The 18,933-nt window shown below is 58.4% G+C and carries 15 protein-coding genes, 1 pseudogene and 1 riboswitch; of the genes and pseudogenes, 12 read left to right on the top strand and 4 right to left on the bottom strand.

Annotated elements, in window-relative coordinates; all coding sequences use genetic code 11:
- The first annotated feature begins 24 nt into the window (after window positions 1–24).
- From FXB41_RS19235 to FXB41_RS41980, 4 genes and pseudogenes are all read left to right on the top strand, one after another.
- Window positions 25–1,290, top strand: coding sequence for a CaiB/BaiF CoA transferase family protein (locus FXB41_RS19235; protein ID WP_219682853.1), 1,266 nt, complete (start codon window positions 25–27; stop codon window positions 1,288–1,290).
- 55 nt (window positions 1,291–1,345) lie between these two features.
- On the top strand, window positions 1,346–2,173 hold the full coding sequence (locus FXB41_RS19230) for a citryl-CoA lyase (RefSeq protein ID WP_219682852.1): 828 nt from the start codon (window positions 1,346–1,348) through the stop codon (window positions 2,171–2,173).
- Between the two features lie 167 nt (window positions 2,174–2,340).
- Entirely contained in the window at window positions 2,341–2,679 is a 339-nt protein-coding gene (locus tag FXB41_RS41770) for an SMP-30/gluconolactonase/LRE family protein (protein ID WP_311985862.1), read from the top strand.
- Window positions 2,680–2,744: 65 nt separating this feature from the next.
- Window positions 2,745–2,804: pseudogene (locus tag FXB41_RS41980) on the top strand (hypothetical protein); the annotation flags it as partial.
- Window positions 2,805–2,811: 7 nt separating this feature from the next.
- On the opposite strand, the gene FXB41_RS41765 reads toward FXB41_RS41980, so the two are convergent.
- Both FXB41_RS41765 and FXB41_RS19220 read right to left on the bottom strand, forming a co-directional pair.
- Window positions 2,812–3,009 (bottom strand): hypothetical protein, encoded by a 198-nt coding sequence (locus tag FXB41_RS41765; RefSeq protein ID WP_311985861.1) that lies wholly within the window; start codon window positions 3,007–3,009, stop codon window positions 2,812–2,814.
- A gap of 588 nt (window positions 3,010–3,597) precedes the next feature.
- On the bottom strand, window positions 3,598–4,056 hold the full coding sequence (locus FXB41_RS19220) for a GNAT family N-acetyltransferase (protein ID WP_246648983.1): 459 nt from the start codon (window positions 4,054–4,056) through the stop codon (window positions 3,598–3,600).
- A 626-nt stretch (window positions 4,057–4,682) separates the two neighbouring features.
- Here FXB41_RS19220 and FXB41_RS19215 point away from each other — a divergent pair.
- From FXB41_RS19215 to metE, 3 genes are all read left to right on the top strand, one after another.
- Window positions 4,683–5,897, top strand: a complete 1,215-nt coding sequence (locus FXB41_RS19215; protein ID WP_219682850.1) for an EAL domain-containing response regulator — start codon at window positions 4,683–4,685, stop codon at window positions 5,895–5,897.
- 576 nt (window positions 5,898–6,473) lie between these two features.
- Entirely contained in the window at window positions 6,474–6,677 is a 204-nt protein-coding gene (locus tag FXB41_RS19210; RefSeq protein ID WP_007600001.1) for a 4Fe-4S binding protein, read from the top strand.
- A gap of 795 nt (window positions 6,678–7,472) precedes the next feature.
- A riboswitch (cobalamin riboswitch) is annotated at window positions 7,473–7,672 on the top strand.
- 99 nt (window positions 7,673–7,771) lie between these two features.
- Entirely contained in the window at window positions 7,772–10,087 is a 2,316-nt protein-coding gene (gene metE / locus FXB41_RS19205) for a 5-methyltetrahydropteroyltriglutamate--homocysteine S-methyltransferase (protein ID WP_219682849.1), read from the top strand.
- Window positions 10,088–10,907: 820 nt separating this feature from the next.
- On the opposite strand, the gene FXB41_RS19200 is transcribed toward metE, so the two are convergent.
- The gene (locus FXB41_RS19200; protein WP_219682848.1) at window positions 10,908–11,975 is read right to left on the bottom strand and encodes a cytochrome-c peroxidase; all 1,068 of its coding nucleotides are present in this window, start codon (window positions 11,973–11,975) and stop codon (window positions 10,908–10,910) included.
- Between the two features lie 1,798 nt (window positions 11,976–13,773).
- Here FXB41_RS19200 and FXB41_RS19195 point away from each other — a divergent pair.
- The 4 genes from FXB41_RS19195 to FXB41_RS19180 all read left to right on the top strand — a co-directional run bounded on the left by FXB41_RS19195 (window position 13,774) and on the right by FXB41_RS19180 (window position 15,755).
- Window positions 13,774–14,220 carry a hypothetical protein gene (locus tag FXB41_RS19195; protein ID WP_157158625.1) on the top strand — a complete coding sequence of 149 codons (447 nt, stop codon included), beginning with the start codon at window positions 13,774–13,776 and terminating at the stop codon, window positions 14,218–14,220.
- Window positions 14,221–14,422: 202 nt separating this feature from the next.
- Window positions 14,423–14,821: a helix-turn-helix domain-containing protein gene (locus FXB41_RS19190; protein WP_246648982.1), complete on the top strand. Its 399-nt coding sequence runs from the start codon at window positions 14,423–14,425 to the stop codon at window positions 14,819–14,821.
- A gap of 97 nt (window positions 14,822–14,918) precedes the next feature.
- Complete coding sequence (locus FXB41_RS19185; RefSeq protein WP_219682847.1) at window positions 14,919–15,056, top strand: hypothetical protein; 138 nt, start codon at window positions 14,919–14,921, stop codon at window positions 15,054–15,056.
- A gap of 345 nt (window positions 15,057–15,401) precedes the next feature.
- A complete protein-coding gene (locus FXB41_RS19180; protein ID WP_219682846.1) occupies window positions 15,402–15,755 on the top strand; it encodes a hypothetical protein in 354 nt (117 codons plus the stop codon).
- Between the two features lie 14 nt (window positions 15,756–15,769).
- Here the strand turns inward: FXB41_RS19180 and FXB41_RS19175 are convergent, their stop codons facing one another.
- Entirely contained in the window at window positions 15,770–16,081 is a 312-nt protein-coding gene (locus FXB41_RS19175) for a hypothetical protein (protein ID WP_219682845.1), read from the bottom strand.
- A gap of 1,311 nt (window positions 16,082–17,392) precedes the next feature.
- Between FXB41_RS19175 and nifD the strand changes: the two genes are divergently transcribed.
- Window positions 17,393–18,895, top strand: coding sequence for a nitrogenase molybdenum-iron protein alpha chain (nifD, locus tag FXB41_RS19170; RefSeq protein ID WP_007600010.1), 1,503 nt, complete (start codon window positions 17,393–17,395; stop codon window positions 18,893–18,895).
- The last annotated feature ends 38 nt before the right edge of the window (window positions 18,896–18,933 follow it).

Here is an 18,933-nt window from a genome sequence, read left to right as displayed (position 1 = left end):
ATCACCTACAAGAAGGCTCTTCAGATGTCTCTGCCGCTAACCGGTATCCGCGTTCTCGACCTGTCAAACGTGTTGGCGGGTCCGTTCTGCGGTTACCATCTTGCGCGCCTTGGCGCGGAGGTCATTAAGGTGGAAAATCCGAACGGCGGCGACCTGGCGCGGCGCCTCGGCGCGGATCCGCAAAGAGCGGAGCGCCTGCAGGGACTCTCGTTTGTCGCTGTGAACGCCGGCAAGCAATCGATTGCACTGGACCTGAAATCGGAAGCGGGCCGCGAGGTGTTCTTGCGACTGGTCAAGGAAGCCGACGTGGTGCTCGAAAACTTCCGGCCGAAGGTGATGGAACGCCTTGGCCTCGGCTTTGATGTGCTTGTCAGGCTGAACCCGCGTCTGGTCTACTGCGCGATCTCCGGCTTTGGGCAGAGCGGACCGTGGTCCGCCCGTCCGGCCTATGACCAGATCGTCCAGGGTCTCTCCGGAGCCATGAGCGTCACCGGCGATATAGCCTCGGCTCCCCTGCGCACGGGCTTTCCGATCTCGGACACGATTGCGGGACTGACTGCTGCGTTTGCTATCGCCGCGGCTCTGGTCGACCAGCGGCATAGGCAACGGGGTCGGTTCATCGACGTGTCCCTGCTCGAGGCCACCATTGCGGCGATGGGATGGGTCGTCTCCAACCACCTGAACGCCGGGATCGAGCCGCAGCCCATCGGCAACGAGAACTTTACCGCGGCTCCCTCCGGCACGTTCCGCACCGCAACGGGCCCGCTGAACATTTCCGCCAACGAGCAGAACCAGTACCAAACCCTATGCGACCTGATCGACCGACCGGACCTGAAGGCGGATCCACGCTTTGCTGGACGCGAGATGCGCAAGGTGAACCGCGCTGCGCTGAGCGCGGAGTTGAACAAGGCATTGAGTTGCAAGCCCGCTGAGGAATGGGAGGCCCAAATGAACCTGGCTGGTGTCCCTGCCGGCCGTGTGCTGACGGTCTCGCAAGTGTTGCAGCAGCCACAGGTCGTTGAGCGCGGATTCGTCGAGACTTTGGCGCCAGAACAAGACGATGCGCAGCCGTTACGAATCACGCGGCCGGGGTTCCGGCTGGATGAGGAGTTTTCGGTGCCTTCACCACCTGCGACGCTCGGAGCAGACACTGAGCGATGGCTGCAGCGGCTCGGCTATTCGTATGCGGAGGTTGAGCAACTAGTCTCAAGCCGAGCCGTCGGGACGCCAAAGCAAGGAGAGGCTGATTTCCTGCCCGTCCGCGCAGCCACGGACGGACCGATATCATGACATCCGACGGCTTGCGTCGGTTGGCAATCGGCAGGTTGAAAGGACGGAACCGGGAATGAGCGAAGAAGAACTGAGACAGCAAGCGGCCAGTTGGTGGCGAACCTCCATTTGCGATATCGCGCCAGGTCGCATCGCCTATCAGGGTTATCCAATTGAAGATTTGATAGGCCGCGTTTCTTTTCCCGCCATGATTTGGCTGATGTTACGTGGCAATCTGCCGACGCCAGCACAGGAGCAGCTGCTGCAAGCTGCGCTGGTTGGATCCGTTGACCACGGTCCGCACGCGCCCTCCATTGCAATTGCCCAAATGGCGGTGAGCTGCGGCCTGCCCCTGAATGGCGCAATGGCCTCGGCAATCAACACGCTCGATGACGTGCATGGCGGAGCAGGGGAGCAGGCTATCGAACTCTACGAGGATGTGCTGCGACGGCGCCAAGGGCGAGAGATCGAGCAGGCCGCTGGCGCTGCAATCGACCATTTCACCGCAACCCGCAGCAAATATCTGCCGGGCTTCGGCCACCGGTTTCATCCAGTCGACCCGCGCGCGGCCCCGCTATTGGCGCTGGTGGATGCCGCAGCTGACGAGGGCAGTGTCGGCGGCGATTATGCCAAGGCCGCTCGCGCGATCGAGCGGGTGATGCAACAGCGCAAGAGCAAGCTCATTCCGATGAACATCGATGGCGCGACCGCGGTCATTTACGGCGAACTGGGCTTCGCCTCTCCGCTCGCGCGGGGGGTCTTCTGCTTGTCGCGCGCGGTCGGAATCCTGGCTCACGCCTGGGAGCAAACTGGGCGCAACGATCGCAACAAGGGCCCGATGCCCAAGCAGTTCGGCTACAAATACGAGGGCCAGCCGCGTCGCAGGCTCGAAGGCGCATCATGAGCATCTCGAAAACCCGCCCAAGCTGATGGAGGCCAGCGTGTTCTCGTCGATGCCGGCGGAGTTTCGTCGCCCGGCTGTTTCTTCGGAAGGGGCAGACGCGAACCGCGGGGCATATCCAGTGGATTGTTTCATCGAGGGACCGTCGTTCGACCAGTCCGGGAATCTCTATGTCGTCGACATCCCCTTCGGCCGCATTTCCGGATTTCACCGGAGGGCGTCTGGTCTTTGATCATCGAATACGACGGCTGGCCGAACGTCTGAAGGTTGCTCCGGACCGCCGGGTGCTCGTGTCCGACTATATCAACGGTCTCCTGGAGCTCGATCCACAGAGAGGGACCATCCGACCGTTGCTGGGCCACCGCAATTCCGAGTCCTTCAGAGGCTGCAACGACCTGCATATCGCGACCAAAGGCGACATCTATTTCACCGATCAGGGCCAGACTGGATTGCACGATCGGACCGGCCGGGCATTTCGACCGTGCCCTGACGGCCGGATCATTGCTTGATTTCTAATGGCCCGGGCCCGAATGGCCTGGTGCTCAGTCCGGACGAGACCGTATTGTTCGTTGCAATGACGCGCGACAATAGCATCTGGCGCGTACCGCTGATGCGTGATGGCGTGGGGAAAGTCGGACGATTCAGCTGGTTCTTCGCGACGAGCGGTCCTGACGGACTGACGGCCGATCAAAAAAGGGCGGCTCTTTGTCGCGCATGATTCCCTCGGCCACGTTTTCGTATTGGCGCCAAACGGCGAAGCGGTCCGCTTGCATCCAGTCCTGCGCAGGGGGGAGCTGCACGAATGTCGTATTGGACGCGGCACTCGGCACATTGCTCATTACGGAATCCTCTACCGGATCAGTGTGATGGCTGATCTCGCGCACCTTCCTCGAAATTCGCCAGCAGGAATGGCAAGGTGGTGCGGAATCCTTTCACGCGCCGGTCCGCCGCATCAAGATGCAGGAATGAGTCTGGTAGACGACTGGCTAGCCAGTTGCCGAGAGAATGTAATTGGTGACGAATGGATGGCGATTGTGTGCGGTGATCTCAAACCAGAGCCAGTAAATCGCACTGCATGGGAAGCGCAAAAGAAGGATTCGTAAGGCTGGGTCGGGCTCCGCCCGGAACGGGCCGCCGCCGACCTGTCGCCTTTTGATTGGGCGGGGCGCGGTATCGCTTCCCACAATGCAGAATGATTGATCCTGATATCTTCGAACGTTCTCGCCAAGAAGGCCGAAGAGGTAACCGCTCGCGGTGGGAGTCAGCACCGCATCAGCGTCAAGGTTCCCGATCATGCTCGGCCGCGACGCACGCGTGAAGCGTTCGTTTTGAGAAGCAACAAGCCCAGGATTTACTGCTTGAAGAGTTTACTGATAGCACGCTAGCCCAGAGCGCTTTAAGTGTGTGGCGCAGAGGTCGTACCACTGTCAGAGCCTCTTGCGCGCGCGCAATCCTCCAATCCGATACCCCCTCTCCTCGTAGAAGTGGCGTACCCGTTCTAGGGCCGGATAGCCATCCGGAGGCAACGCAACCTCAATCATCTGCCAGCCGCGTCGCTTCGCCTCCGAATCTACCGCCTCGAGCAGATGCCGACCGCAGTCAGAGCTCCGGAAGTCACGAGAAATCCATAGCTCCTGAAGCACGCCGTACGCTCCGGCTGCTCTCACGGCCTGTACGGCCGAGATGCTAGCTACCCCTACAATCTGCCCGGTGCCTTGTTCCTCGACGACAAAAATGAAGCCCTGTTCGGGATCCTGAATCAGGCGCAACGCCGCCTGCTTCGCGCCTTGAAGGCTGAACTCCGGTCCGGGGCCACCTAACTCGGAAAGTAGCTCTTCGACCGCTTTTGCGACCGCGTTCTCATCTCCTGGCACGCTCTTGCGCAAAGCCGTGCCCGCGCTGGACGTGCCTTGCCCTTCAGCGCCAACACGAACACCTGACCTGGCCCTCTGGAGGAAATTCATGCTCAGGAGGATACAGAAAACGCGATTGAGAGCAACTATCTGGCTCGGTAAGAAGCAGCACGTCCACACTCGCTATAGGCAACAGAGCTGAGGTAATTGCAAGCCATTGCCGTTCTCAGAATCGACTGCGGCTTGAGCAGCTGCGAACTCATGATGGACTGCCTTCGATTGGAAAACATATCACCAAACGGCACACGCCGGTCATGCCGATCAAACGTTCGTAAGAGTGATTGCCGATCGTCGCTCACGAACTACTCGATTCAATAAATCGTGCACCACGATGATCGCAGCGCCATAGAGTGTCAGCTCGGTGCGTCCCAACGAGAGATTCCCACCTCGCGTGCGACATCGTACAAAGTTGCGCGAAGCGCGACAGGTATCATACGCGTGCGCCCGATAAAATCGTCTGAGCAACATTGGGAAAGATTTTGCACACTAATGCACTATCTTAAGCTTATCTCGAACAATCGAAAAGATATCGGGAAGCACAGCTTGTTTGGACCTTCGCTCCTCGTTTAAGGCACCGTCACGGAACGGGAGTGGTTGCGATGGAACATGGGCAGGCCGAACTGGTCGGAGGGAAACCTGTAATCTTCGGGCAACGTAAGGTGCGGCCGCGGGCATGCCTGGCCGTCGGCAAGCGGCATCTGCGCGCCTTTCTACGGGATGTGCTGGAGGATATGGGATTTGTTATCAGCGAATGCAGGACTGCTGACGAGTTGCCGCACGTACTCCGCACGGAGTTCCCTGATCTGATCCTGCTCGGCATTGGCTCGGACCGCATCGAGCCTGGACGATTGCTCGAGATACTGGTACGCGAAGAATTTGCAGGCCGAGTGCTGGCGTTCGGAGCGCGCGAGTCGATCATCATGGCGGCAGTGCAGCAGGTCGGCAGTGAATATGGACTTGCTATGCTGCCGCCGCTCAAGGCGCCGTTTGCAGCCGAGACATTGCGCGATCGGATCGGCATGCTCTTGCCAAGAGAGCCGGCGCCCCGTCCCGCGGTCCATGTCGGAGAAGCCTTACACGCTGGCTGGCTTGAGCTCTGGTATGAGCCGAAGTTTGACGCGTGTACCCTTAGCCGCCGCGGCGCCGAGGCGCATGTGCGAATGCGGCACCCGACCTGGGGCGTTGTTCCACCGGCCTATTTCATCCCGGAACCTCACGATCCGCATTTTAGGAACTTGTCGCAGTTCGTGATCGACCGCGCGATCAAGGATTGGCAGTATCTTCTGGAGCAGCAAACTTCGATCGATCTCTCCATCAATCTCCCGGCAGCATTCCTGATTGACCCGCAGGCGGTACGCGATCTCTGTCGGCGCATGCCGTCGCACGCCGCTTTCGGCGGTTTGACGATTGAAATCGAGAGCGTGGACGCGATCCAGAACCTAGATCTCCTGGTCGAGGTTGCGCGTGAGGTTCGCTTTCACAACATTGGCCTTGCAATCGACAATGTCGGTGCCAATTGGCCGCAGCTGATGGGGATGACAAAATTCCCGTTCATGAAATTGAAAGTGGATCGTCAGTTCGTCGGCGGCTGCGCGAATGGGCCCCTCAAGCGAACGGTGTGCCGCCATATCGTCGATCTAGCCAAAGAGTACAATGTGCGCACCGTCGCCGAAGGTGTGGAGAGCCAGGCTGACCTAATCGCTGTGGCCGAACTCGGCTTCGACCTTGCGCAGGGCCATCTGTTCGGAAAAGCCATGCCACTGAAGCAATTTGCACAGTCATCTTTCAACCCTGCTCCAGCTCGTCTAAAATAGTTGCGAGTGGCTGAGTGCGGCCAAGCGACGCTCACGAGCACCGCCATGCCTACTCGGCACCAGGCATGAGGCTGAGTGCAATTCGGTCTGAAAGGCCAGTGTCGCTCGTCCCGCCGCCACTTCATTTCCCTCCGAAGCTTGTTATACCACAAGCCCGTTTTGGCAAGCCTCCAGCGAGTCCTCCGCGCAGCTAGCGTTGCAGCCATGAGCGAGGCTTGCACAAACCTCCAGTCGGGGTGTGTGACCGGAGGTTTGCCGAGATCCAACGTAGACCTGCGTCCGTTGGCGGTTTTTGCCGCCGCCGGTTGAGGAAGCGTCAGCCTCGCTTGCCCCCGCGCTGACGTGCCAAACAAACCGACGGACGCTTCCAGCGTCAAGTCGCGACTGACTCTCGCAAGAGGGCCCGAGGGCTCGTAGCCTGAAATTGAAGCGACCTGTTGCTGTCGCAGATGCAACATGGTCTCAGACCCGGGACAGCCGAATTGGGCAAATTGCCCAACATTGAGCGCGTCTGCGTTTGGCACGGCATTTGAAAGGGATCGCGCATGACATCGCTCGCCTAAGGAGTCGGAAGGCATGGCTTACAAGATCGTCGCTTCGCAATGCACCGTTTGTGGCGCATGTGAGTTCGAGTGTCCCAACGCGGCGATCAGTCTGAAGCGCGACATTTACGTTATCGATGCCAAAAAATGTACGGAGTGCGAGGGCCATTGCGACACGCCGCAATGCGCGGTGGTCTGTCCGGTCCCTGACACCTGTGTCCCGTCCAAGACAGGATAGGCAGCCCGCGACCAAAAGGCCTCATCGCTCGATTTCGCGAACGAAGTTGTAGATGTGGGACCTTGAGGAGACCACGACCGCATGGGGCGCATCGAGGTCGATTAACATCGTTATGAGCTTAAGACGCTGAGCGACTCCGAGGACCCCCTCAAAGGGCTCTGTCGGAGGACACCGTCGAATTTGTCACGAACAAGGACAAGGCCCTCGATGCTCAGTGGCCGCGTTAAGGCCTATCGTCGCTGGCCGCGAGTCGAGGCGAGGCAGACCGGCGTCGAGCGGCCACGGACGCATCGAAGCCGGCGCAAAAGTCGCTCAGCACGTGAACACCTAGTGCACCGAGAAAGATCATCTTGGCCAACCTCACGGAGGCGGACGACCTCGTGCCTGGTCGCGGGCCCGCCGAACACCAAGGAGCCGACCTGATCATCCGTGCGGTCCTGGAGCAATCCGGCTTTCGAAATGTCTAGGGAGCCTCGTGGGCTGTGACCAAACGGATGCCGGCCGAGGATGATCGCACCTTCCTGACGCGCAGGTTCGAAAAGCTGCTGACGGAAAAGGCCGCCTCCTCGCGATCACACAGATACCGAAAGCGGCCCGGGTTCGTTCCGGTCGTGGAGCTCAACCGTTACGCGAGCAGGGTGTTGAAAGCGAATGCATTTCACAAGCGGAGCCTCCACAGATCCGGGCGTGTTCACCAGGCCGCGAGCAAGACCGTCGTACCCGCCTAGTGCGCTCGTAATCGCTTGGGCAATATCGCAGCGAGAATCGGTAGGTTGACGCATCGATCCTCGTGCGCATAATTCAAGCCGTCGCGGTCTCCGGATGTCGTTTCATCCGGAGCTAAGAGGGAAGCCGGTGCAATGCCGGCGCTGCCCCCGCAACTGTAAGCGGCGAGCCGCTGTCCAACGAAGTCACTGAAGCCATGCGGCTTCGGGAAGGCCGGACAGCAGCGACGATCCGTGAGCCAGGAGACCTGCCTCGACAAGATATCGTCCACGGGCGGGGCGTCCCGGTGTGCGCCAAGCAGTTGTCGCTCACGCGATGTTCGCTGTCTGCGTCCGCCATGGCCTTTGCCCCAACATGGGGTCTAAGCTATGTCAATCCTTTCGCTTCCCGTTGCCACACTGGGGACGTCACGCATCGGCCCACGACGCGAACTCAAATTCGCGATCGAGAGCTACTGGGCGGGAAATTCCAGCGAAGCCGAGCTCCTCGAGGCGGGGAGTGGACTTCGTGCCGCTAATTGGGCACGGCAGAAATCCCGCGGTGCGACCGTCATTCCTTCGAATGACTTCTCGCTCTACGACCATGTGCTCGATACCAGCCTAATGGTCGGCGCCATTCCCGACGTTTACGGCTGGAACGAAGGTCCTGTGTCGCTCAACACCTACTTCACCATGGCGCGTGGCGCTCAGGACGGTGGTCACGCTCAGCATGGGCCCGGCGTAGCCGCACAGGAGATGACGAAGTGGTTCGATACGAACTACCACTACATGGTGCCGGAATTTCACCAGGATCAGATCTTTACGTATGCCTCTCGGAAGCCGATCGAGGAATATGAGGAGGCAAGAAGCCTCGGCTATCAGACGCGGCCCGTCCTAGTGGGCCCAGTCACTTTCCTGAAGCTCGGCAAAAGCGTGAATCCCGCATTCAATCCGCTGTCGCTGCTTGATCGCCTCCTCCCCGTCTATGTCGATGTTCTCCGCGAACTAGCCTCGCGCGGCGCTGAATGGGTTCAGCTCGACGAGCCATGCCTAGTGATGGACGTCGACGAAGCATCTCGGGCGGCTGTCCGCCGGGCCTATGCTCATTTCGCTAAGGCCGTGCCGGCCCTTAAAATCATGCTGGCCACATACTTCGGGGCTGTCGGCGACAATCTTGAAACAGTCTTGGCCTTGCCCGTTGCCGGGCTTCATGTCGACCTGGTTCGTGCACCTGACCAGTTGGACGCGATTGTCGCCAGAGCCCGTAGAGATCTCGTGGTCTCGCTCGGTGTCGTTGATGGTCGCAACGTGTGGCGCTCTAATCTGCCGGCACTACTCGACCAACTTGCTCCTATAGTCAAAAAACTGGGCAGGGACCGTGTTCAGATTGCCCCCTCCTGCTCGCTGCTCCATGTTCCGACCGACATTGAGCTAGAGCTCGATCTCGATCCCGAACTGAAGACGTGGTTGGCGTTCTCAGTGCAGAAGATCAAGGAACTTTCGATATTGGGCAAAGCGCTGGCTGGCTATGCTGCCGACGTGGCCGATGAACTCACGCTCTCAGAGGATGCATCCGTCACCCGCGAAACATCGCCGAAGATCCACAGTGCGAACGTCGCCGGACGAATGGCCGCGATCGACGATAGCATGCGTCGCCGTCGCAGTGCGTTCACCCAGCGCGCCGACGTCCAGCGCGTCGCCTTCGCATTGCCGATGTTTCCAACCACAACCATCGGATCCTTTCCGCAAACGGCGGACGTCCGCAATGCGCGTGCAGCTCATGCGCGGGGAGCGCTGAATGACACGCAGTACGAGCAGCTTCTGAAAGCGGAGACAGCCCATACCGTGCATTGGCAGGAAGATATCGGCCTGGACGTGCTCGTACACGGTGAGTTCGAGCGCAATGACATGGTTCAATACTTTGGCGAGCAGCTGTTGGGTTTCGCATTCACCAAGCACGGCTGGGTTCAGTCTTATGGCTCGCGGTGCGTTCGTCCTCCTATCCTGTTTGGAGATGTCTCCCGCCCGAAGCCCATGACCGTTAAATGGTGGCGACATGCGCAGTCTCTGACCAAAAAACCCGTCAAGGCTATGCTGACCGGACCGGTGACGATCCTGAACTGGTCGTTTGTCCGTGACGACATCCCGCGGAGCGAGACATGCCGACAGATCGCTCTCGCGATCCGAGACGAGGTCATCGACCTTGAGGCGGCTGGAGCGACCATGATCCAGATCGACGAGGCTGCGTTGCGGGAGGGATTGCCACTGCGCAAATCGCAGTGGAAGGACTATCTAGATTGGGCAGTGGACAGTTTCCGTGTTTGCTCCTCCGCTGTCGCTGACGGAACTCAGATCCATACGCACATGTGCTATTCCGAGTTCAACGAAATCATCGATGCGATCGCAGCAATGGATGCCGACGTCATTTCAATCGAGGCGTCGCGCTCCAAAATGGAATTGCTCGACGCTTTCAAGAGCTACAAATATCCTAATGAAATCGGGCCGGGCGTCTATGACATTCATTCACCGCGCATTCCCGCAGCAGCCGAGATCAAGCAGCTGATTGTGTTGGCGCGGCAGCGGGTTTCCGATCGGCAGCTCTGGATCAATCCCGACTGCGGACTGAAAACTCGAAGATGGGAGGAGGTGCGTCCCGCGCTCGTCAATATGGTGGCCGCCGCACGCGAGTTGCGGGCCGAGGCATGATCGTACGGAGCGTGTCGCCAACCTATCTGTGAATAAGATGAACGCGCTTTGGGAGCTCGCGATAACCTTGCGAGCTTCCAAAGTTTCCAGCGCCTACGAATGCCGGTTTGCCCCGGCGGAGGCGATCGCATACAGCGGCGACAAGCTCGAATCCGGCGGACGACCGCATGCCGGCCATACCGATTAGGTGACATATTCCCAGTCACTTGCGCTCGACGCGAACCACGATCCTATCGCTTCATTTATCCATCCCATGGATGAGTCCCATCACAACAATCTATTTTACCGCCCTCGCGGAATTTCATACCTAATTTGCGCCTTCGCGCGGTCTTCGGGAAGATTTGCTGGTATTCGGCGGTGCCAAAATACTGGCGCGTGACGGCAAACTGACGGTTGAGTTTCAGGGCTCGGCAGTCAAACCGCCTGCGCGATGGATCCCAGCTCCGTCAAGGCGCTGCCCGTGCCAACCGGACAGCTGGCAAGTGGTGAGCAAGTCCTGAAGTTTACGACAGGAGCGGAAGGCAAGCGGCTCGCTAAGTTGTGCAGAGCGATATCCGCTTCTTGTTGTTTGACGGCGAGTGCCCTCGTCGTAAGTCGATCGCCGGTAGTCCTCCCTACCGACGAAAGCTGGAACGATGCGGAAAGCAGCGTCGCTCCCGCGTGACTTTCGCCCGGCCTCGCATTGAGGCCGGGCGGCTTTTTATGTGCCTGCTTATCAGTGACAGCAGGGGATCATTCATTTTGGCGTCATTGCGGGACCCCGGGTTCTTGGAGCGCATCTGTTGCTATTCGGCAGGGCATGAGGCCGGTGCTGCTAAGGCTATCTGTCTATTGAAGGCTTTGGTGTCGTGTTGGTGCGCGTCGGCAGTATCGGATATTCGATCTTAGGCAGCCGACCGGTCAGCGAATTCAGAAATGAGATAATGTCGTTTTCCTCTCTATCGCTAAGCTTGGTGCCGAGCTGGATTTCACTCATCAGGGCAACAGCTTGCTTCAGGCTCCAAACCTGTCCCGAATGAAAGTAAGGGGCTCGCAACGCGACGTTTCGCAATGGCGCCGCGCGGAAGACATATTCGTCGCCGACCGCCCTGGTGACCGCAAACCGGCCCTTATCGGCGTCCGGAAGCACGCTTGCGTCCGGCTTTTTCATCACGCCGAACGGGAAGTAGGCCTGTCCACCGAGATTGATACCATTGTGGCAAGAGGAACATCCCTTCGCCATAAACAGTGCCAACCCTGACTTCTGCTGATCATCGAGGGCATGTGTATTGCCCTCCAGATACTGATCGAATGGAGCCGCAGGTGTAATGAGAGTCGCTTCAAAAGCCTCGATCGCCTTCGCAAAATTTTCAAAGGTGACCGGCCTCGCTTCGTTCGGAAAAGCGTTCTTGAACAAGACGACATAGCCGGGCATTGAGTTCAAGATACCGAGCACATGATCTGGAGTCGCATTCATTTCGGCACTCGCCTGCACCGGGCCGGTGGCCTGCGCCTTGAGGTCCGCGGCGCGTCCGTCCCAAAATTGCGCCGCATTGAACACTGCGTTGTAGACAGTTGGGGCCCGGCGCAGGCCGACCTTCCAGCCGTGACCAACGGAGGTCGGACCGGCATCGACTCCGCCGGTGCCGAGATTGTGGCACGTATTGCAGCTAATGACCCCGCTCGCCGATAGCCGCGGATCGAAGAACAGCATCTTCCCAAGCTCCACCTTTCCATGCGTCACCGGATTGTTTTTTACCGCAGGAATGACCGAGGGGATTGGATGGAAGATCTGCTTGGCGTTTCTCATCAGATCATCGTCGGCGTTAGCTCCTGACGACATCAGCAGCCCAATAGCTAAAATAGATGCTTCAGCGACAACCCGAAGCTCCGGGATCGACATGTTCATACACCGCCTCATTAGTTCTGATTGTTAGAAAAGGAAACAGTCGAAAGCGATGCCACGCGCTCCTCGAGGGTCCGGCGCAGCATGCAGCGGATCCTCTGAAGCGAGGCTGCATCAAAAATGTACGACTCTGAGGAGCTCGCCGCCGGCGTTCACGCACGGGCTTGAGGGGCTTATGTGATTCGCGAGTTCGCTTTGAGCTTAGATCGCGGCCTTTCTGTTGGTCGATCAGACTAGCGCCTCAACGTTCGGCGTGAAGGTCGATCTGACAACAACAAGTGTGCCGCAAGCAGTAAGCTGTCCGGTGGCCGCATCGGTGCTCCATCGAGCGATTGGGTGGCCAATACGCTCCCGCAAAGTTGATGTATCCGTCTTGCACCGCTGGCCGCGCTCAGCGCTCACGGTGTGGTTGGACAATTAGCAACTGCGATGCCAGTTGCGTCCGAGATGCAAGTTGCTGATTTAGTTGTAGAACGGGTCCGGAGGAACAAACAAAGGCGGATGTCTTGGTTTGATCACTACATTCAGTGTCACAGATGCTACAAGGCGCCAGGCCCGGCTAGAGGTGATCGCAGATGCTTGTGGTGAAGTTCGCTTGCCAGCTTGCCGGCCGCACGCGGGAACGGCGGTAACAAGACCTACGCAGCTGGCCGAGACACTGAGCCGAGGCGCCCGGCGGTGCGCATCGTTCACGATTTCGCCGAGCCCTGCCGACTGAAGCCTCTCCGACTCATATCCGGGCCGCTCTGGCGCGCCGCCGCCGCGAAGCCCGGCTCGTTCGTAAAGGACGAGCCTCCGAACCGAACATGGCTTGTTTCAATTCCACCTGAGGTTCGCTGGCATGGCAATTGCCGTGCTCAAGTCTGAAAGGCGCGGCTGCCCAGAGTGTGACCCCGTGATCCGGCGGGTGTTGGTTGGATTACCTAGTCGGCCCACTCACGGGCTGCTGCTAGCTTTTGAAATCCTGCGCGGTGAGGGCAGAATAAGCTGAACTTCTGCAGGAGCAACCGCTACTTCGTGCTCTTGCGTTGAAAGACGCCGATACAAGAGGACACGCTGGGAGGAGATCGTGACATCATGTCCGCAGATGGCCCAAGTCCTGAGATCTATCGGCGGCTTAGCGAGGAAGGACGTGATTGAGCACTTGTCCATGGCTGGTTCAAGTTGGATACGGTATCCGTGATGGCTTCGATTGACGATCGCTTGAATGAGATCAGATCCGTACGGAATGACATTTGGCGTTGTCGCAGAAGGCTTCAAAGCGAGCTAGATGATCTCCAGCGTAAGATGCTCGAAGAGCGTCTGCTTGAGCGGCAGTCTGCCTTTGAACGGCTCGTCTCGGCCACGTTTCCTTTTACATTGAGATTGTGAAGCAAAATTTTGGGACCTGTGCCGCGGGAGCATTCCGCGTTAAATAGCGTCCGCTCACAGAGCGCCTGCGCCTGGGTCAGGAATGTAGCGCCCCGGCGCCGCGGGCCGTCGCGCCTCTCATGGCCGCCGCCGACCTGAAAAGCTCGGCCCATAGCCTTGGTTCACCGACGTGCTGCCCGCTGCGCACCGACATTGAAATCGTTCCGGCCCCATCCAATGGCACTGCCGGGGGATACCGCTCGCCTCGCTTCTGCGACACCGCAGTCACCTGAGTAACGTTGATCCGGCAGAGCGATCGAAGGAGCTTGAATCGCCCGTAGCGTCAGATTGTACAGAGCAGGGAACGATTTTTCAGATCAGGTGCAGTCGAATGATAAGACCCGCTCTCGCTTTTGTACTATGTTCCGCTCTCGAGTGGATCGGGCTAGGCATGGGGGCGGTTGCGGAAACAAGGCGGTACGCGTGCACGATCACTGCCGCCGATCGAGAGCCGGCCGGAGTTCGGAATGAGCGGATTATTCTCACCGTTCAATATGGCTGCCGGATCGAAGGTGGTCTCTTGACCGACGCGGGGATCACAGCAGTGTCGGTCAGCGAGTGGGCTGCTGACAAAGGGACATACTTGGCCTCCATGGAATTTCACCACGCGCTGGAGGGAGTTGCACTTGGGCAACTCTCCGAGGCGACCGACTTCTCTAGCATGGAAGGCGAGCAAGGCATTGGGGTCGCAACTTCCGGCACGACAGTTTTCACATTCGCATCTGGTTCATTGGCCGACCTTTCAGGGAAGACTCTTAAATTCACGACAAAACCCACCGGCCTACGTAGCTTCGAGTTGGAGTTCACAGACTGGCCAGAATCTCTTCTATGGAAGTGACGCGTGTCTTACGCTGAATTCCGCAGGCGCGTGCACACGAATACTGTCCATACTCTTAAGCACACACATATGTGGTCCCCGGCCGATATATGCCGTCCCCCAAGACGAGCACACCCGCAACAGGTTAAGCCAAAACTCCGAAGGCACTCGAGCGCGGTAGAGCGTTCAAATTGACCTTCACGCGGTCCGATCAGCAGCTCTTTTGGCCGCCGATCCGCATATGGGACGATCTGGCCTCGCATGGCAGCGCCTGCGCGACGCGGAAGCTATCAACACGGAACAAACGCAGCCCGATCATGAGCACGAGGAAGAAGTTGCCCGCCAACCGCCTCCCGAACGCGGACGAGTACCAACTCAAGGCAGCCCTCATTGTACACTGAAGCGGTTGATGGCGGAGCGGGAGATCACTCAGACCGAAGCCGCGAAGCTCGTCGGCGTGAAGCAGCCCAACATCTCCAAGCTGCTTCAAGGGCAGTTCAAGTTGGTTTCCGTGGAGAAGCTGCTGCGCATGCTGGCGGCGTTCGATCAGGACGTCGAAATAAAGATAAAGCCACATCGGAAGCGTGGCGAAGGGGGCCGGATCACGTTTATTCGGGCCTAAGAGCTGCCGAAATGGAGGGTTCATGACACCTAACCCGACGGCGGCAAAAGGGCCCATGAACTCACCCTGCAGTGCCCAATCTGCAATCGAGATTCGGTTGACTGAATCCTTCGCCCCCGCTGTTCTCGCCGAGGCCCGCCAGCGTTTCCAGGAACAACTGGGCGAAGGACGCGAGGTCGCCCGAGAGACCGAAGCGCTTCAGCAGGAGCGCGAGAAGCTCAAAAGGGAAGATTAACGGGTCTAACGCTAGGTCGTGAACCGACGCGGCGGCTTAGTGCAGCAGCCAACTCGTCCCTACAGAAGCGAAAGGCGCGCGAGGCAGAGCGATCGATTCGGAGGAGATGATCTCCGCTTGCATGACGGGCATCTTCCATCCAGAGGGCAGACATCGTTAGAGCGGGATCCCGGCTGGAGTCTTCGCCAGCCCAAGTACCGAATGCCGTGACATGGCGTCCAATGCGGATTTCGAGGACAATTGGCACTGACACGGAGAATCAATTTAGCTGAGCGCGGTCAAGCCAAAGACGAGGTTCAGGATGGCCCCAGGCGTAGTGATGCCGAACCTAGAAGGCGATGATGGTTGGCAGAAGGTACCAAGTGGAATCATTCCAACCAGTCCAACGGACATGCGGATCAAAGCGGAAAGCGCGACGATGGCAGCGATGAGTCCGATCCCGAACTGCCGGTGCTCGGTGATGTTCAAGATGAGCGATTGGGCGATACTTTCTTCGTCCCTCCCTCGAGCTTCAATGCGGCAAGTAACCGATCTGTGGCGGCGTCGATTTTCGAAGTGGAGCCGTTCATATTCCTCGCGAAGCGCGGCATCGACGAACAGGGTCCGTCACGGAAGCCGAAGCTGATCATCTTGAAGAACGCCGGCGCCGACCCCTGGGCTTTCGGGATCCCTCACGCCCGATGGCCGGTTCTAACGTGAACTTCTCCTCCATCTCATTCAGGACGCAAAATGACTGAAACAACCGCGAGAAAGGCGACAGCAGCAATTGATCCGGTCCGGACACGTCCTCCCTGTGGGTCGTCCGCATAGATTCCACCCTGGATTTTCGTGTCGATGCTGGTCCCGTAAGCCCAGCACGAAATATAAACGCTCAGAATGGCAACCTGGATAATCTCAGGATTTGCATTCGACAGCGCCGTGATGGGTATGTCCTTGAGCGCAAGTCCCATGAACCCAAGCGCTGTTACCGCCGGAACAGTGGTGATGCACCAATTTACGAACGTTGCAATGCGTGAAATCCGCACCTGAGCACTTCGGTCCGAGGTCTTGGCCCTTTTTACCATAAATTACCTGGGCAAGAAAAATACCGTTCAAGTGGACCATCGGCGCGCTGTTCTGCAAAAAGGCTGGCGGAGCGCGTTAGCAAAACTGGTTTCAATGGCGATTGATACACCACGCAACGGAGGTAAGCGTAAGGAATTTCGATCCTGTCCTGGAACGAGAAAGGATAAATCGACCAGTGGTCCGCATTCGACCTGCCTTATCTCGACTGCCGACACTTGCGAAGCTGCCGGCCTTTCCGTGAATTCGCTCAAACTGTCTGACGCGTCAGAATCCGATGTTCCCCTTTGTCGAACTACGCCGAACGCAAAAGCTGCAGATTGTTTGATGCGGAAGCGCCCTGTGTCGTAGCCGGCAAGTTCAAATCCGGGCAAGCCCAGGGTGACCGTTTGCGGAGTTTAAGCTACCGCGCTGCTTGGGAATTGATCAGCTTACGTGCTCTCCACGGCGCCAGCTGTTCGCCCCTCCGAGCGCGCCTCTCCGCAGTATCAAATAAAAGAACGTCGGAGCGAGAGACCATGCGGAAATGGGAGAGGACTGCTGCTGGGCAACTGAGTTCTTGTGGAGACATCTGCAGCAGGTGGTGGAGCGCTCGATGCGATTCTTGCTGGGGGTGGGATCGCGAGCACGATGGGCACATCTAACCGCGCTGAAATCCGCTTCGAACGGATGGTGTTTGCGATCGTTGGATCGGCGCGTACGAAGCAAGGCTGCGCATTGGAGTGACGTCGGCGCGGCCAGACTCCAGCCACGCCGCTGGTGCAGAGCGTATCCGATTGTTTTGTTTCAGACAGGGCGTTGCGGCTACGCTTGTTGGTGGCAGACAGGGTCAGGTTTATAACAATCCGCACCCGGCAGCTATCTAGCTCTATAAACGTTGCTTTTTTTATTCAACCGGCGCTGGCACACTCGTTGCAGACCCCTGCGCAGGAGGCGGCTGTTAGTCCTTTGCATCCCATGCACAGGGACATGCCCCGTGATCGCACGCGAGTAAATAAAGAAGCCGATATGACCAACCGCTGGAGAGCAGGCATGACTTCACCGAGAAGCGTCTTGGTCATCGATAGACAGCGTCACACATGACGCTCCTAACCGCTCAGCCGAGATGAGCTACATGATCGTGAACGACCGCTGCGGCATGAACGTCGCGAAGTTGCGATTGGTAGGACCGCCCACGCAGATTGCACGCTTACCTGAACGCCGGATCGGAAATCCGTCGGTCGACCGCAAAAGCGTCGCTTCTTGTTGAGACCACAATCGAAAAGGAAACCTGTATGAGCCGAGCACCTACCCAAAGCGTTGCAGAGATCAAGGCGCGCAACAAGCAGCTAATCGATGAGGTGTTGACGGTCTACCCCGAGAAGACCGCCAAAAGGCGCGCCAAGCATCTCAGTGTTCACGAGGCGGGGAAGTCGGATTGTGGCGTCAAGTCGAATATCAAGTCCATTCCCGGCGTGATGACCATCCGCGGCTGCGCCTATGCGGGCTCCAAGGGCGTGGTCTGGGGACCCATCAAGGACATGATCCACATCAGCCACGGTCCGGTCGGCTGCGGTCAGTACTCGTGGGGCTCGCGGCGCAACTACTACGTCGGGACGACCGGCATCGACACGTTCGTGACACTGCAGTTCACCTCCGATTTTCAGGAGAAGGACATCGTGTTCGGCGGCGATAAAAAGGTCACGAAACTCATCGATGAGCTCCAGGAGCTATTTCCTCTCAACAGGGGCATCACCATTCAGTCCGAATGTCCGATTGGCTTGATCGGTGACGATATCGAGGCGGTCTCCCGAGAAAAGTCGAAGGAATATGGCGGCAAAACCATTGTGCCTGTGCGGTGCGAGGGCTTCCGTGGCGTGTCGCAATCGCTCGGCCATCACATCGCGAACGACGCCGTTCGGGATTGGATCTTTGACAAGAGCGCCCCAGAGACCAGCCCTAAATTTGAACCGACGCCATATGATGTTGCGATCATCGGCGACTACAACATCGGCGGCGACGCATGGTCGTCACGAATCCTGCTGGAAGAAATGGGCCTACGCGTAATCGCCCAGTGGTCCGGGGATGGATCTCTCGCTGAATTGGAGGCGACGCCGAAGGCAAAGCTCAACATACTGCATTGCTATCGCTCGATGAACTACATCTCACGGCACATGGAGGAAAAATTCGGGATTCCCTGGTGCGAGTACAACTTCTTCGGTCCTTCCAAAATCGCGGAGTCGCTGCGAAAAATTGCAAGCTTCTTCGATGACAAGATCAAGCAAGGCGCCGAACGCGTCATCGCGAAATATCAACCGCTTGTCGATGCTGTGACCGCGAAATACCGGCCGCGGCTTGAAGGAAAGACGGTAATGCTGTTCGTCGGCGGCTTACGTCCTCGCCACGTCATCGGCGCCTATGAGGACCTCGGCATGGATGTTGTCGGCACGGGCTATGAGTTCGGGCATAACGATGACTACCAACGCACCGCCCAGCACTACGTCAAAGATGGCACGCTGATCTACGACGATGTCACCGGCTACGAATTCGAGCGCTTCGTCGAAAAGATCCGGCCAGACCTGGTCGGCTCCGGTATCAAGGAAAAATACGTCTTCCAAAAAATGGGCGTGCCGTTCCGCCAAATGCATTCCTGGGACTACTCGGGTCCTTACCACGGCTATGACGGCTTCGCGATCTTCGCCCGCGACATGGACATGGCGATTAACTCCCCGATCTGGGGGAAGACCACCGCGCCTTGGAAGGACGCTCCGCAGCCGAGCCTCATGGCAGCGGAATAGGAAGGCCGACCCCGGGCCGTTTCTTTCCGCAGAGGAGG

Source organism: Bradyrhizobium canariense, assembly GCF_019402665.1.
Taxonomy (GTDB): domain Bacteria; phylum Pseudomonadota; class Alphaproteobacteria; order Rhizobiales; family Xanthobacteraceae; genus Bradyrhizobium; species Bradyrhizobium canariense.
Note: the sequence above shows the minus strand (reverse complement) of the source record. Positions and strands in the feature narration are given on the sequence as shown.